The sequence below is a fragment of the Streptomyces sp. NPDC006283 genome, from assembly GCF_040613325.1.
Taxonomy (GTDB): Bacteria; Actinomycetota; Actinomycetes; order Streptomycetales; family Streptomycetaceae; genus Streptomyces.
Genome location: NZ_JBEXRZ010000057.1, coordinates 1 through 14,937, shown reverse-complemented (window position 1 = coordinate 14,937; position 14,937 = coordinate 1). Strand labels below are relative to the sequence as shown.

The 14,937-nt window shown below is 72.6% G+C and carries 10 protein-coding genes and 1 tRNA gene; 7 read left to right on the top strand and 4 right to left on the bottom strand.

Going from position 1 to position 14,937, the window contains the following annotated elements:
- Nucleotides 1–115: 115 nt before the first annotated feature.
- A tRNA-Arg gene (locus ABZ070_RS14775) sits at nucleotides 116–188 on the bottom strand.
- A 306-nt stretch (nucleotides 189–494) separates the two neighbouring features.
- Between ABZ070_RS14775 and ABZ070_RS14770 the strand changes: the two genes are divergently transcribed.
- The 7 genes from ABZ070_RS14770 (at nucleotide 495) to ABZ070_RS14740 (ending at nucleotide 9,154) form a co-directional block, all read left to right on the top strand.
- Nucleotides 495–2,099 carry a dynamin family protein gene (locus ABZ070_RS14770; protein ID WP_356633661.1) on the top strand — a complete coding sequence of 535 codons (1,605 nt, stop codon included), beginning with the start codon at nucleotides 495–497 and terminating at the stop codon, nucleotides 2,097–2,099.
- A 6-nt stretch (nucleotides 2,100–2,105) separates the two neighbouring features.
- On the top strand, nucleotides 2,106–3,887 hold the full coding sequence (locus ABZ070_RS14765; RefSeq protein ID WP_356633659.1) for a GTPase: 1,782 nt from the start codon (nucleotides 2,106–2,108) through the stop codon (nucleotides 3,885–3,887).
- A 120-nt stretch (nucleotides 3,888–4,007) separates the two neighbouring features.
- Nucleotides 4,008–4,463 carry a single-stranded DNA-binding protein gene (locus tag ABZ070_RS14760; RefSeq protein WP_356633657.1) on the top strand — a complete coding sequence of 152 codons (456 nt, stop codon included), beginning with the start codon at nucleotides 4,008–4,010 and terminating at the stop codon, nucleotides 4,461–4,463.
- A gap of 257 nt (nucleotides 4,464–4,720) precedes the next feature.
- Entirely contained in the window at nucleotides 4,721–6,133 is a 1,413-nt protein-coding gene (locus tag ABZ070_RS14755; protein ID WP_356633655.1) for an LAETG motif-containing sortase-dependent surface protein, read from the top strand.
- Nucleotides 6,134–6,360: 227 nt separating this feature from the next.
- A complete protein-coding gene (ettA, locus tag ABZ070_RS14750; protein WP_356633653.1) occupies nucleotides 6,361–8,025 on the top strand; it encodes an energy-dependent translational throttle protein EttA in 1,665 nt (554 codons plus the stop codon).
- A gap of 8 nt (nucleotides 8,026–8,033) precedes the next feature.
- Nucleotides 8,034–8,483: a thioesterase family protein gene (locus tag ABZ070_RS14745; RefSeq protein ID WP_356633700.1), complete on the top strand. Its 450-nt coding sequence runs from the start codon at nucleotides 8,034–8,036 to the stop codon at nucleotides 8,481–8,483.
- A gap of 8 nt (nucleotides 8,484–8,491) precedes the next feature.
- Nucleotides 8,492–9,154, top strand: a complete 663-nt coding sequence (locus tag ABZ070_RS14740; protein ID WP_356633698.1) for a hypothetical protein — start codon at nucleotides 8,492–8,494, stop codon at nucleotides 9,152–9,154.
- Nucleotides 9,155–9,341: 187 nt separating this feature from the next.
- Here the strand turns inward: ABZ070_RS14740 and ABZ070_RS14735 are convergent, their stop codons facing one another.
- The 3 genes from ABZ070_RS14735 to ABZ070_RS14725 form a co-directional block, all read right to left on the bottom strand.
- A complete protein-coding gene (locus tag ABZ070_RS14735) occupies nucleotides 9,342–10,298 on the bottom strand; it encodes an ABC transporter ATP-binding protein (RefSeq protein WP_356633651.1) in 957 nt (318 codons plus the stop codon).
- Nucleotides 10,295–13,084: an FtsX-like permease family protein gene (locus ABZ070_RS14730; protein WP_356633649.1), complete on the bottom strand. Its 2,790-nt coding sequence runs from the start codon at nucleotides 13,082–13,084 to the stop codon at nucleotides 10,295–10,297. Before ABZ070_RS14730 ends, ABZ070_RS14735 begins: the two co-directional genes overlap by 4 nt.
- A gap of 1 nt (nucleotide 13,085) precedes the next feature.
- Nucleotides 13,086–14,937 (bottom strand): ABC transporter permease (locus tag ABZ070_RS14725; RefSeq protein WP_356633647.1); only part of this gene is annotated, 1,852 nt, incomplete at its 5' end.

The window sequence follows — 14,937 nt, the reverse complement described above, 5'->3', positions numbered from 1 at the left end:
GATCACCGAAGGGCGGTCCGGCGCTTACGCGTCCGCTACGCCCGACCCGCTAACGTGCCCCTGACCAGCAAAAAGGCCCCCCGGGTCGGAGGGCCTTGCGGTGGTGCGCGATGTGCGCCCCCGGCAGGACTCGAACCTGCGGCCAAGCGCTTAGAAGGCGCCTGCTCTATCCACTGAGCTACGGGGGCCGATGGTGGCCTGGAGCTCCCTTCGGGTGGTCCGCGACCGTGCCGGGCACAAGGATAGGGCTCCGTTCCCCTTGGCCCGGTTGCTTCACCTGCGTGGCACGATGTGGAGGTTCGGTGAAGCGAACCGATAATCGCAGGCAGGTGCGATTCGTGCACCGCTTTTGACGTCTCGCGGCGCGGGTGTTGTGCACTCGTTATGCCTGCGCCCCACTCGTCCCGTGTGTCCCTTCTGTCCGATCGGCGCGCAGAGATCCTCATACGCTTCAAAAAGCCTCCAAAATTGGGCATTCTTCGCATGTGGTGACCTTGGATGCACGGCCTCAGCTGATCGACGCACTTTCCGCCCTGCGCGACCGTGTCGCCGCCGTGCGTCTACCGCTTCCCCTCGCCGGCGCTCCGCGGGCGCGGCAGACGCGGGCAGAGCTGCTCGCACAGCTCGACGACTACCTCGTGCCCCGCCTCAAGGAGCCCGAAGCCCCCTTGCTCGTTGTCATCGGCGGATCCACCGGTGCCGGGAAGTCCACGCTGGTGAACTCCCTTGTGGGACGGCGCGTCAGTGAGGCGGGGGTGTTGCGGCCCACCACACGCATTCCCGTGCTGGTGTGCCATCCGGACGATCACCACTGGTTCGCGGGGATGCGGGTGCTGCCGCAGCTCACGCGCGTATGGCTGCCTCCGCAGGACGAGGTGGAGGAGGAGCGGCCGCGCAGAACGGGCCGGGCCGTGGACGAGAAGGCGCTGCGGATCGAGACGGCGTCGTCCCTGCCGCGTGGCCTGGCGCTGCTCGACGCGCCCGACATCGACTCGCTGGTCGTCGAGAACCGGCTGCTGGCGGGCGAGTTGATCTGCGCAGCCGACGTGTGGGTGATGGTGACCACGGCCTCGCGCTACGCCGACGCCGTGCCGTGGCATCTGCTGCGTACGGCGAAGGAGTACAACGCCACGCTGGTCACCGTGCTCGACCGGGTGCCCCACCAGGTGCTGGAGGAGGTGTCGCGGCAGTACGCGGCGCTGCTCACGAAAGCGGGGCTCGGTGAGGTGCCGCGGTTCACGATCCCGGAGCTGCCCGAGTCGGCCGGCGGTGCCCACGGGCTGCTGCCCAACACGGCGGTCGCGGCGCTGTTCGCCTGGCTCGCGCACCGGGCGCAGGACCCCGCGGCACGCCAGCAGGCCATGGCGCGTACGGCCGGTGGTGTGATCGATTCGCTCAATGCGCGGATGCCCGAGCTCGCGAGCGCGGTGGCCGCCCAGTACGCGGCGGCCGTACGGCTGACGGGGGCGGTCGAGGAGGCGTACGAGGCGGAGCGCGAACGGGTGCGCAGGCAGTTGCGGGCCGGCGCCGTGCTGGCGGGCGACGCGCGCACGCGCTGGCGCGGCTACCCGCGCGACAGTTCGGCGGCCGAGCTGCTGGACTCCCTGGTCGCCAGTCTGTCCGCGCTGCTCCAGTGCGCCGTCGCCGCCGCGGACGAGCAGGTCGAGAACGCCTGGAGGCGCGAGCCGGCGGCGGGAGCGGTCACGCGGCAGGGCCGACGGGACCTGGAGGTGGGGGAGCGGATCGGGATGGCCGTACGCCGCTGGCGACGTGTCCTGGAGGAGTTCACGGAGGAGGAGGTCCGGGGAATGGAGCGCAACGCCGCGCCCGACCCGGAGACGGTGGCCGCGCTGCTCGCGGCCTCGCTCCTCGGCGGGCGACGGGCGCGAGGCGCGGGAGAGCGGCTCGCCGAACGGATCGGCGCCCAGAGTGCGCTGCGGCTGCGCGACAAGGGCGCCGAGCTGGTGACGACGTACATCGACGACGTACTGAACAGCGAACGGGAGCGGCGGCTCGCGCCCCTCGACGCCCTCGAGGTCACCCCCGAGCCGCAGGCCGAGCTGATCGCCGCGCTGTCCCTACTGCAGAAGGAGAGGTGACCGCGGGTGACCGCCATCACCGACGACGAGAACGAGACCGGTGACCGCTGGGACGACGGCCTGATCGCCCGCCGGGGCGGTCCGCCGCCGGGAGGCGGCGACGGGGACGGGGAGGCGGCCGAGTCCGTGGGGGACCTGCTGATCGCCGACGACGACCTCCCCATCGGCGGCACGTACGGCGGCCCTCTGCAGTCGCGGCTCAGCGCCCTGCGTGAGCTGCTGGGCCTCTCCCAGACCCGGCTGGACGGCAAGACCCTCGCGGAGGCCGGGCGGGTCCTCGACGAGGCCGCTGCCCGGCAGCGGCTCTCCTCGCGCCACACCGTCGTCGCCATCGCCGGCGCCACAGGCAGCGGCAAGTCGACTCTCTTCAACGCGCTCGCCGGGGTGCGCATCGCGGAGACGGGGCTGCGCAGGCCCACCACGTCCGCGCCCATCGCCTGCGTCTGGGCGGAGGGGGCCGCGGGGCTGCTGGACCGGCTCGCGATCCCCGGGCGGCTGCGGCGCAAGCCCCTGGCGGGGGGCGACGGCGACGAACAGCTGCACGGCCTGGTGCTGGTGGACCTGCCGGACCACGACTCGGCCGTCGTACGCCACCGGGAACAGGTCGACCGGGTGCTGGCCCTGGTCGACGCGGTGATCTGGGTCGTCGATCCGGAAAAATACGCCGACGCGGCTCTGCACGAGCGCTATCTGCGGCCGCTGGCCGGCCACGCCGAGATCACCTTCGTGGTGCTCAACCAGATCGACCGGCTGCCTGGCGAGGCCGCCGACCAGGTTCTGGACGATCTGCGCCGGCTCCTCGACGAGGACGGCATGGCACTGGGCGAGCACGGCGAGCCGGGGGCCACCGTCCTCGCGCTGTCGGCGCTCACCGGTGACGGTGTCGGCGAACTGCGCGAGATGGTTGGCGCGTTCGTGCAGGAGCGCAGCGCCGCGGCCCGGAGGCTGTCCGCGGACGTCGACGCGGCGGCGGCGAAACTGCGGCCCGTCTACGTCGCCGACGGACGGACCGGCCTGGACGAGCGGGCCCGCGAGGACTTCTCGGCGCGGCTCGGGGAGGCCATCGGCGCGACCGCGGCGGGCGAGGCCGCGGAACGCGAGTGGCGCAGGAACGCGGGGCGCGCGTGCGGCACTCCGTGGCTGCGGCTGTGGCGCTGGTACGAGCGCAAGCGCATGCCCGGGGCCGCCTCTGTGGAGCCGGCGGCGCCCGCCGAGGAGGAGCCCACCGCGCGCCAGCGGGTCGAGCAGGCGGTGCGTACGGTCGCGGACGAGGCGGCCCACGGGCTGCCCGCGCCGTGGGCGCAGGCTGTGCGGGAAGCGGCCGTGCGGGGGGCGGAAGGGCTTCCCGAGGCGCTTGACGAGCTGGCGGCGCGCGAGACGGCGGAGACCAAGGGGCGTCCGCTGCGGCCCGCGTGGTGGCCGGCGGCGGTGCTGGCGCAGGCCTCGATGACGCTGCTGCAGATCTACGGCGGCCTGTGGCTGGTGGGCCAGATCATCGGCGTCCTCGAACCGGGGCTCGTCCCTCCGGTCCTGGTGATGCTTGCGGGCATCGTGGGCGGGCCGCTCGTCGAGTGGGCGTGCGCGGCCGCGACGAAGGGGCCGGCGCGGCGGTACGGGCAGGACGCGCGGCGCCGCCTCCAGGAGGCCGCTGCTGGTTGCGGGCGGGCGAAGGTGCTCGACCCGATCGCGACGGAACTCATGCGGTACCGGGAGGTGCGGGAGCGGTACACGACGGTCTCGGGCAAGCTCGGGGCCTCGCACGGGCGGGTGCGTTCCCGGATCGGGTGACGGAGTTGTCCACAGCGGTGCGTTCGTCCACAGGCGTCGGCGGGATCCTGCCGTCCGGTCCAGCATGGAGACCGGTCCACAGCGATCGGGCAAATGCAACCGGACGGGGAGGTGACCGTCATGAACGACACCATGGTGACGGTGGCGGGGAATGTGGCCACGAATGTCGAGTACCGGGAAACGGCCACGGGAGGGATGGCGCGATTCCGTTTCGCGGTGCCGTCGCGGCGCTGGGATCGCCGGAGCGGTAACTGGACGGACGGGCCCACGAGCTTCTACACGGTCTTCGCGTGGCGGTCCCTCGCGCAGAATCTGGCGGCCTCCGTTTCCGTGGGCGAACCGCTTCTCGTGCACGGCCGGTTGAAGGTGCGCGAAGAGGAGACGGACGGCAGACGGCGCACGTTCGTGGACATCGACGCACTGGCGGCGGGACACGACCTGACCCGCGGGACCTCGGCGTTCCGGCGGGTGATGAAGGGCAAGCCGGGCCTGACGGGGCGACCGGACGAGGCGGGGCCGGGCTTCGAGAACACGGCGGCCTCGGCGCCCAGGGAGTCGGCAGTTGCCGCTTCCTGAACGGGAGTTGGGGAGCAGGGCCGTTTCGCGCGTGCGGCGCCCGTCGGCGAAAAGGGCGATCAGGGGGTGAACTGACCAGCGGGGATAACGATTCCGAGTCGGAATGGTTATCTGATGGCATGACGGGGGATCACGCCGCGCCCCGTCCATAGGATTCGCGGGTACTCACGGGGCACTTGAGTCTGCTGGCGAGGCACTTCCCCCACGCGTCACACGCGAAAAGGTCTCGCCCGGAGGGGAATTCTGCTGTGTTTGCTGTGTTCTCTGCGTCAGCCGTACGCAAGCGGCGCGCCGCTCGCCGTCTGGCCGCCGCGGCCGTGGTGTCCGGCCTGATGGTCACCGGCTCCCTTGCCGGCGCGGGTACGGCCGCCGCCGACGACGCCGTTCAGCACCAGGGCGGCGCCGTCGCCACGCTCGACGGGCTGAAGACGTACGACCAGGCGGTGCTGCACACCAACGGCAAGGACCAGGAGATCCTCGCGGGTCTCTTCGAGATGACGGTCGACGGCGGCGGTCAGCTGCAGACCTACTGCATCGACATCCACAATCCGACCCAGGACCAGGCCAAGTACCTGGAGACCCCCTGGGACCAGACGTCGCTGGGAGCGAACAAGCACGCGGGCAAGATCCGCTGGATCCTGCAGCACTCGTTCCCGCAGGTCAACGATCTTGCCGCGCTGGCCGAGAGCGCCGACCTCGAGGGTCAGCTCACGGACAGGACGGCTGCCGCCGGCACCCAGGTCGCCATCTGGCGCTTCTCGGACGGCGCCGACGTCACGGCCGCCGACCCGCAGGCGGAGAAGCTCGCGGACTGGCTGGAGAAGTCGGCCGAAGAGGTCGCCGAGCCCAAGGCTTCGCTGAGCCTCGAGCCGAACGCGGTCTCCGGCAAGCCGGGCAGCCGGCTCGGCCCGGTGACGGTGCGCACCGACGCCGGCCAGGTCGCCGTGGCGCCGCCCGCCGACGCGGCGGCCAGCGGAGTCAAGATCACGGACGAGGCCGGCAAGCCGGTCACGTCCGCCGTCGACGGCAGCAAGCTGTACTTCGACGTCCCCGAGGACGCCGCCGACGGGACGGCCGCGCTGTCCGTCCAGGCGAGCATGTCGGTGCCGGTGGGGCGCGCATTCGCCAGCGCCACCAAGAGCCAGACCCAGATCCTGGCCGGCTCCAGCCAGTCCACGGTCTCGGCGAGCGCCACGGCGACCTGGGCGAAGACGGGTGCGGTCCCGTCGCTGTCCGCGAAGAAGAACTGCGCCAAGGGCGGCGTGGACATCACGGCCGGCAACAAGGGTGACGCCCCGTTCACCTTCTCCCTGGCGGGCTTCGAGCACACGATCGCGGCCGGTGAGTCCCGGACGGTGACCGTGCCGGTCTCGGAGGACCAGGCGTACGACTTCACGATCACCGGGCCCGGCGGATTCAAGAAGAACTTCAAGGGCGTCCTGGACTGCAAGACCGCGACCCCGCCGCAGGAACCGGGAGCGGAGACCCCGTCGTCCCAGCCCAGCCCCGCCTCGGCGGGCGGCACCTCCGCCGGCCTCGAGGGCGACCTCGCGGCGACGGGCGGCTCCAGTGCCACGCCGATGATCGCGGGCATCGCGATCGTGCTGGTGCTCGTGGGCGGCGGCGCGGTGTTCTTCCTCCGCAGGAAGAACGCAGCCGGCGGGGAGTGATCCCACCGCCGCGGTAGGTGACACGACACGGATCAGGGGCCCGGCACGGGAACGTGCCGGGCCCTTACTCATGGGATACGGCGTGGGCGCGGCGGGGGCGCGGAGCGGGGCGTCGCGCTCCTGCGCGCGAACCGCGGCCGGGCCGCGGGCGCGCGGTTTCCGTCGAAGGGGCGCCGTACGGCAAGATGGGTGTATCTGCCCACCCACTTCCTGCCGGACGGTTTCTCTTGGCTGAGTACATCTACACGATGCGCAAGACGCGCAAGGCGCACGGCGACAAGGTCATCCTCGATGACGTGACGCTGAGCTTCCTGCCCGGTGCGAAGATCGGTGTGGTCGGCCCCAACGGCGCCGGTAAGTCCACCGTGCTGAAGATCATGGCCGGACTGGAGCAGCCGTCCAACGGCGACGCGTTCCTCTCGCCCGGCTACACGGTCGGCATCCTGATGCAGGAGCCGGAGCTCGACGAAGCGAAGACCGTGCTGGAGAACGTCCAGGACGGCGCTGCCGAGACCATGGGCAAGCTGAAGCGCTTCAACGAGGTCGCCGAGCTCATGGCGACGGACTACACCGACGCGCTGATGGAAGAGATGGGCAAGCTCCAGGAGGACCTGGACCACGCGAACGCCTGGGACCTCGACGCCCAGCTCGAGCAGGCCATGGACGCCCTGGGCTGCCCGCCCGGCGACTGGCCCGTCACCAACCTCTCCGGCGGTGAGAAGCGCCGCGTCGCGCTCTGCAAGCTGCTGATCGAGGCGCCCGACCTGCTGCTCCTCGACGAGCCCACCAACCACCTGGACGCCGAGTCGGTCCAGTGGCTGGAGGCGCACCTCGCCAAGTACGCCGGCACCGTTGTCGCCATCACCCACGACCGGTACTTCCTCGACAACGTGGCGGGCTGGATCCTCGAGCTCGACCGCGGTCGTGCGATCGGCTACGAGGGCAACTACTCCACCTACCTCGAGACCAAGCAGACGCGTCTGAAGGTCGAGGGCCAGAAGGACGCCAAGCGCGCCAAGCGGCTCAAGGAAGAGCTCGAGTGGGTCCGCTCCAACGCGAAGGGACGCCAGGCCAAGTCCAAGGCCCGTCTCGCCCGCTACGAGGAGATGGCCGCCGAGGCCGACAAGATGCGGAAGCTGGACTTCGAGGAGATCCAGATCCCGCCGGGCCCGCGTCTGGGTTCCGTCGTCGTCGAGGTCGAGAACCTCAGCAAGGCCTTCGGCGAGAAGGTGCTGATCGACGACCTGTCCTTCACCCTCCCGCGCAACGGCATCGTGGGCATCATCGGTCCGAACGGTGCGGGCAAGACCACGCTGTTCAAGATGATCCAGGGCCTGGAAGAGCCGGACTCCGGCAAGATCAAGATCGGTGAGACGGTCAAGATCTCCTACGTCGACCAGAGCCGCGCCAACATCGACCCCAAGAAGACGCTGTGGGCCGTCGTCTCCGACGAACTGGACTACATCAACGTCGGCCAGGTCGAGATGCCCTCCCGCGCCTACGTCAGCGCCTTCGGCTTCAAGGGCCCGGACCAGCAGAAGCCGGCCGGCGTGCTCTCCGGCGGTGAGCGCAACCGCCTCAACCTCGCGCTCACCCTCAAGCAGGGCGGCAACCTGCTGCTCCTCGACGAGCCGACCAACGACCTCGACGTCGAGACGCTGTCCTCCCTGGAGAACGCGCTGCTCGAGTTCCCGGGCGCGGCAGTGGTCGTCTCCCACGACCGCTGGTTCCTCGACCGGGTCGCCACGCACATCCTGGCGTACGAGGGCGACTCGAAGTGGTTCTGGTTCGAGGGCAACTTCGAGTCCTACGAGAAGAACAAGATCGAGCGTCTCGGCCCGGACGCGGCCCGTCCGCACCGCGCCACCTACAAGAAGCTCACCCGGGGCTGATGACGCGAATGGCTCGTCACATCTACCGCTGCCCCCTGCGCTGGTCGGACATGGACGCCTTCGGGCACGTCAACAACGTGGTCTTCCTGCGGTATCTGGAAGAGGCACGCATCGACTTCATGTTCCGGCTGGCGCCGGGGAACGGCTCGCCGTCGTTCTCCGGCGGTTCGGTGGTCGCACGGCACGAGATCGACTACGTGCGGCCGCTGGTGCACCGGCACGAGCCGGTGGTCATCGAGTCGTGGGTGACGAAGATCAGCGCCGCTTCCCTGACCATCGCGTACGAGGTCAAGGAAGCGGACGATTCCTCGCAGGTGTATGTGCGGGCCTCGACCGTCGTCGTGCCGTTCAACCTCGAGGCGCAGCGTCCGCGGCGGATCACCGCCGAGGAGAAGTCGTTCCTCGAGAAGTACCTCGACGACGCGGACAAGCCCGCCGAGGGTGCCCTCGTCGCATGAGCGTGCCCATGTCCGTACCCGTGCAGAGCCTGCATCTCGCCGACGCGAGGGAGGCGGAGGACCTCTCCGCCTTCCTGGCCCGGCTGATCCACTACGACCGCGCCGCCGCGGTCCGACTGCAGGCCGGGGGCGGGGCCCTCGCGGTGTTCGGACGGCCCCCGTCCTTCGAGGTGCTCGCGATCCGCACTGCGCGGCTCGCGGAACCCGTGGAACTGGATGTAACCGTTTCCGCCGGTGAGCTGCTCGAGTCGCTGGGCGGCCCGGACTTCGCCGTGCCCGGTGCCGTGACCGGGCCGCCGTGGGCCGGGGTCCTCCCGCCGCGCGGTGGCTGGCAGGAGGTTCCCGGGCTGCCCGAGGTGACCGCGATGCGCGGGGCGGTGGCGGCGGCCGTCGCCGAGTTCCGCACCCGTGACGAGGCTCTGCCGGCGGAGCGGCGCACCCGTGCCGAGCGGGACCGCATCGGCCGCGACATCTGGTCCCGCACGGTAGGCGGCACGGGGCTGCCGCTGCGCGCGGTGCACGCGGCGCAGTCGCTCGGCTTCCTGCGGCCGGGAGTACCGGTCGCGCTGCTGGCGTCGGGTGCGTGGCTGCGGCTGCGGACACCGTTCGGGTCGATCGCGCTCAGGGCGGGTGGCGGCCTGGGCGGCCTGACGGTCACGCCGAGGGGATGACGCGCGCTGCCCTGCCGCGTGGCTGTGGCGCCCTCGGGACGCCGCGCCTCCAGGAACGCCGCACCCCGACAAACGCCGTGCTGCCAAGACGCCACGCCCTTGGGAACGCGGTGTCCCGGGGACGCCCCGCCCCCAATAGGCGCCGTGAGGCCAGGAACGCCGCGGACTCTCCGGACGTCAGGCCCCCTCAGTGGTCCGACGCGTCGTCCGGCCAGACACCGATGTGGTCCTGTTCCAGCTCCAGCATCACGCGGTGTTCCATGCCCAGCGCCGCCGTGTACTCGGCGGGCAGCTGGAGGCGCCCGGCGCGGTCCAGCATGACGTACTCGCGAGCCACCACCGACTCCTGGCCCTCCGCGTCGATCTCCGTACGGCGCAGGACCTCCGAGGACGTGCGGCCGTCGCGGATGGCGACGGTACGACGGACCTCGCCCGCGACCGCCTGGTCGTGAGTGACGATCACGATCGTCGTGCCCAGCTCCTCGTTCGCACGGCGGAACGCCGCGAAGACCTGTTCGCCGGTCGCCGAGTCGAGTTCACCCGTCGGCTCGTCGGCGAGCAGCACGGCGGGGGAGTTGGCGAGGGCGACGGCGATCGCGGTGCGCTGCTGCTGGCCGCCGGACATCTGGTGCGGGCGCCGGTCACGGCAGTCCGCGACACCGAGCATCGACAGCAGTTCCTGCACGCGTTCGGCCTTGCGCCGGTTGCCTCGGTTGCTGCTGCCGCCGCGCAACTGCATGGGCAGGGCGACGTTCTGCGCCGCCGTCAGGTAGGGCAGCAGGTTGCGCGCGGTCTGCTGCCACACGAAGCCGACGACGTCGCGGCGGTAGCGCAGGCGTGCCTTCGCGTCCATGGAGAGCAGGTCGCATCCCGCGACCCGCGCCGCCCCCGCGGAGGGGACGTCCAGTCCGGCGAGGATGTTCATCAGGGTCGACTTGCCGCTGCCCGACGCGCCGACCAGCGCCATCAACTCGCCTTCCTTGACCAGGAGATCGAGCCCCTGCAAGGCCTGCACCTCGACCCCGTCGGCGGCGAAGATGCGTACCAGCCGGTCGCAGGTGATCAGCGCGTCGTGCCCGTAGGAGGGCCGGTCGCGGTGGGCGGCGGCCCGCTTCTCCAGTTGCTCCAGGGTGGTGTGGGTCATCGCATGTCTCCTGCCCTGAGTTCGGTGATCGATCCGCGGCGCCCCGCCCACCAGGCCTGTACGGCGGCGACGGCCCCTGCCAGCACCACCACGCCGGCCGCCGGCAGTGCCAGCGACCACGGGTCGGCCCGCAGGGACGCGCTGTCCACGGGCGCAGTGCCCGGGGCGGCGGCCAGCGCCAGGCGCACCAGGTCCACGCCGGGGGCGAGGAGCTGGATCGTGGCCCAGCCGACGAGGATGCCGCCGAGCGCGGCCAGCAGCGCCTGCGGCAGTGCCTCGAGGCCGAGCAGTTGGCGGCTCTGCCGGGTGTTCAGGCCCATGGTGCGCAGCCGGGCCAGCAGGGTGGCCCGTTCCGGTGCGGACTGCAGGAGCGAGAGCAGCAGGGCGAGAACGGCGTAGCCGGCGCCCGCCGCGATGGCCACGGCGTAGATCCGCTCGGCGCCGGACTGCAGCGGCGAGTCGGTGAACGTCGCCCGCGCCTCGTCGCGCAGCCGCAGGGTGACGTCGTCGTCCATGCCGTGGACGGCGGCCCGCAGGGCCTTGCCGTCGATCCCGGCGCCGGTCGCCAGCAGGGCGGTCGGCGCCCGGTTGGTCAGGCGGGAGCCGTCGACGACAAGGAACTCGGCGGAGGCGACGGCCGGGGTGCGGGCTCGTACGGTGCTGATCTCGACGTCGAAGCCGCCGGCCAGCGATGTGATCCGGTGCGTCCCGTCGCCGAGCCACTTCGCCACTCCCGGGGAGGCGACGGCGTGCAGTACCTGCTTGCCGCCCGCGGTCCGGACGGCGAGCGCGTCCGCCGGGAACGCGCCGAGATGCAGGTCCCGGGCCAGCCGGGCGTACGAGTCGGGGTCGGCGGCGACGAGGGAGACGGCCGGCGAGTCGGCCGGCTCGTTCCGGTCGCGGGCCGGGAGTGTCAGGGCGTGCTCGATCCGCACGGCCGTCAGGTCCTTGACGCCGGCGACGTCCCGTACGGCGCGTTCCGCGCCTTCGGGCAGCGCAACCGAGTCGCCGGGGCCGGAGATCCGGGCGTCCGCGCCCGTCGCCAGCAGCGCCGCCCGGTCCCGGGCGTCGGCCACGCCCGCCAGCACTGAACCGCCGAACGCGGCCGTGGTCAGCGCGACGAGCAGCGCCAGCAGCGGCAGCGCCCCGGCCGCGGAGGACCGCCCGGTGCGGGCCAGCGCCAGGAAACCGACCGCGCCGCGCAGCCTCCCGGCCGGTCGGGCGGCCCAGCGCAGCGGCAGCGGATACAGCCGGACGAGCACCAGCGCGGCGATGAGACCGACCAGAACGGGCGCGGCGCTGACGAGATGGTCTGCGCCGTCCGAAGTGCCCCGTCGGCGCAGCGCCGCGACGGCGCCCACGGCCAGCACGAGCAGGGTGAGCTCGGCGACCGTGCGGCGTTTGGAGGGCCTGGCGAGCACCAGGTCGTCGCGTTCGCCGGGTGGGCGGGGCTTGCGGTGCTGCACGACCGCGCGCAACGGCAGCGCGGCGCACGCCGCGAGCGCGACGGCGCCCGCGCCGACGACGGCGGGCAGCAGCCGCGCCTCGTCCACGACGAGGACGGCGAGCAGCAGCCCGGCGGCCGCAGCGGGCAGGGCGACGACGGCGGTCTCGGCGAGCAGCCGGCCGCCGATGCCGCGCAGCGAGCCGCCGCGCGAGCGCAGCAGCTCAAGTTCGGCCCGGCGCCGGGCGGCGAACAGTCCGCCCGTCATCGACATCACGACGGCGGCGACGGTGCCGATCCCGAAAGCCGCGACGGCGACGACGGGTGCGATCGCCTCGCGCATCGCGGTGTAGGAGGCGAGGATGCCGTCGATGTCAGTGCTCAGGGCGGCGTTCTCGTCGACGACGCTTTTGATCTTCAGCAGCTCCGGGCCGCCTTCCAGGGACGCCACCTGCTCGGTGAGACGGGGCACGTCCTGCCGGGTGAGGTGCCCGGTGGCGGGCGCGATCCGCCAGTACGGCTCCGGTTCGCCGAGGGTGCCCAGCAGCGCGGGGGCGGCTTCGGGGGCGATCAGGAGCGCGGCCTGCCAGTACAGCGGCGGCGGACTGGAGGGTTTGGCGAGCAGACCGGGTGTGCGCAGCAGCTCTTCGGCCGACCAGTAACTGCCGTGCGGGTCGCGGGGGTCGACGATCCCGGTGATCCGCACCGACAGGGCCGGGGTGCCCGGCTCGCCCAGGTGCACCACCGATCCGACCTTGATACGCATCGTCTTCGCCGTCTCCGCGGTGACCGCTGCCTCGAGCTGCTTCGTGGTCGCCGTCACCTCGCCGGCCGTCCGCGGCAGCCGGCCCTCGCGCACGGTGGAGTGGCCGGCGATTCCGCTCTGGGCGGCCAGCACGAACTCGGGCGGCAGCGAGTCGGGGCGGGGCAGCCAGCGGTCGCTGCCGATCAGGCCCTTCGCGGTCCGCACCCCGTGAGCCGACTGCGCCGCGTCCGCGCGCAACGGCTCCGGCAGCAGCTCGACCACCTCGCGGTGCGCGTCGGCGAGGCGCTCGGGACGCAGCGCCTCCTCCCTCGCCGCCTGGGGCATCTGGAGCGGCGGCTGGGGGGTGCTCAGTTCCAGCACGCTGCGGGAGGCCGAGGCGTCGCGCAGATCGTGGCGCAGGCCGCGGTTCTCGTAGGAGTCGACGGCGCGCGGGAACGCGGCCGCCACGAACGCCGTGAGCAGCACCAGCACGGCGAACGCGACGGCTGCTCCCGGCGCGGTGCGCAGCCGGGTTCCGACCCAGGGGGCCACGATGCGTCGGCGCGGGCTCTCGGCCCCGGTGGAGCGCGGATTCATGTCAGTGGTCCCCCTGGTGTCGCAGGGTCACCGCGGGGTCGGCGCGACGCAGGGCGATGACGGCGACGATCAGCAGCGGCAGCGCGGCGACTCCCGCGAGGAGCAGGCTCACCTGCCCGACGGGCAGTTCGACGAGTACGTGCGGCACAGGCTTGGTCGCCTGTCCGGTGAGGACGATCAGCGGGACCACCGCCCGGGTCAGTGCCGCGCCGAGGGCGAGCCCCACCAGCAGGGCGATGCCGATCAGCACGCTCTGCTCTGCCGCGACCAGCCGGGCGAGCTGGCGGCGGGGTGCGCCCAGGGCGCGGAACACGGCGAGTTCGGCGGACCGTTCCCGCAGTGAACCGGCCGCGCTCACCGCGAAACCGACCGCGGCGAGTGCCGCGGCGGCCACCGCCACCGCCATCAGCGCCGAGCGCGGCCCGGCGCCGAGGGGGTCGCCGAGCAACTCGTCGGCGCTCTCGTCCCGCACGACCACCTGGCCGGGGTCGGCATCGGGCCGTTCGCGCAGGGCCTTTGCGACCTCGTCCGCCTTTCCGGGGGCGGTGCTCAGCCACCATTCGTTGGGCTTGAGCAAGGCACCGGCCCTCGCGGCGAAGGCCTCGTTGACCGCACGCAGGTCGAGGAGCAGCGCACCGCCGTCGAGGCTCTCCTGCGCCGCGGCCGCAGTGCCGTCGGCGGCCCCGTCCGCGGCGCCGGACGGAGCAGGGTCCGCCGCCCCGGGCCCGGTCGTCGGCAGTTGCTCCACCGTCCCCACGATCCGGACCCGCAGCACCTCTCCGGCCAGCGTCACGTCGAGGGCCTCGCCGCGCTCCGCCCCGGCGGCGCTCAGGAAGTCGTCGGTGGCCACGGCCGCGATCTGCTTCGGTGCGGCGGGGCGGGCCGCGGTGGAGCGGACGCTGAACTCCGAGGTGACGTAGTTCCCCCAGGCGTCCGTGGCATGGGGATCCGGGCCCACCACGTAGTCGAGGGTCAAAGGCCGCGCAGCGGAGGCGGCGGGGCGGAGCGGCTCGGGGGACTGGGGCTCCCCGGCCATGGTCTCGGTGTAGCTGCCTTCCCAGCGCAGTCCTGCCGGTGCCCTGACGGTGCTCGGCGTGCCTTCCACGTCGGTGGTCTGCAAACGTTCCACGGTCAGCCGGTGCGTCGTCGCGGGACCGGACGGTATGTCGCCGTCCAGCTGCAGTCCGGTCACCGCGAGCGGCCCCGCGGGGGCGGCGTGGCCTCCGGAGGCGGTCTCGTCCAGGTCGAGCGTCACCGTGTGCGGCTTGCCGTCGGCGGCCACCGTCCCGGCGGAGACCGGGTGGGCCAGGCCGTAGCGGTCCTCGACGACCACGGCGACCCGCGGCGCGAGCTCCGACGGGGAGCCGCCCGACGGGGCCTGCTGGCCGGTGATCCGCAGGTCGAGGGTGAGCCGTCGGGCGTCCTCGGGCAGCAGCACGCCGGGCCGGGCGGTCTGCTCCGTGCGTACCGAGTCGAGCAGCCTGGCGGGCGAGCGGTCCGCGAGATCGCCGCGCAGCAGCAGGTTCTCGTCCGCGCCGGCGGTGTCGAGTGTGAGCACTGTTGCGGTGCGGTTGCCGGAGAGACCCATCGGGGCGCGGTGAGCGGGCGCTGCGTCGCGCACGCCCGGGAGGGACGCGTACAGACCCGCGTCCCCGAGCCGACCGGTCCCGCTCCCGGTCACCCGTACCGACGCGCCGGCCCTGAAGTCGGCCTGGTCGCTCTGCGACCGGTCCCACGAGGCGCTCTGACCGATCGCCAGCATGCCCATGGCCACCGCGAGCACGAGCAGCAGCACCGGCCCCGCGCCGCGCAGCGGACGGCGGCTGAACTGCCAGCCCGCCAGGGCCGCGGGC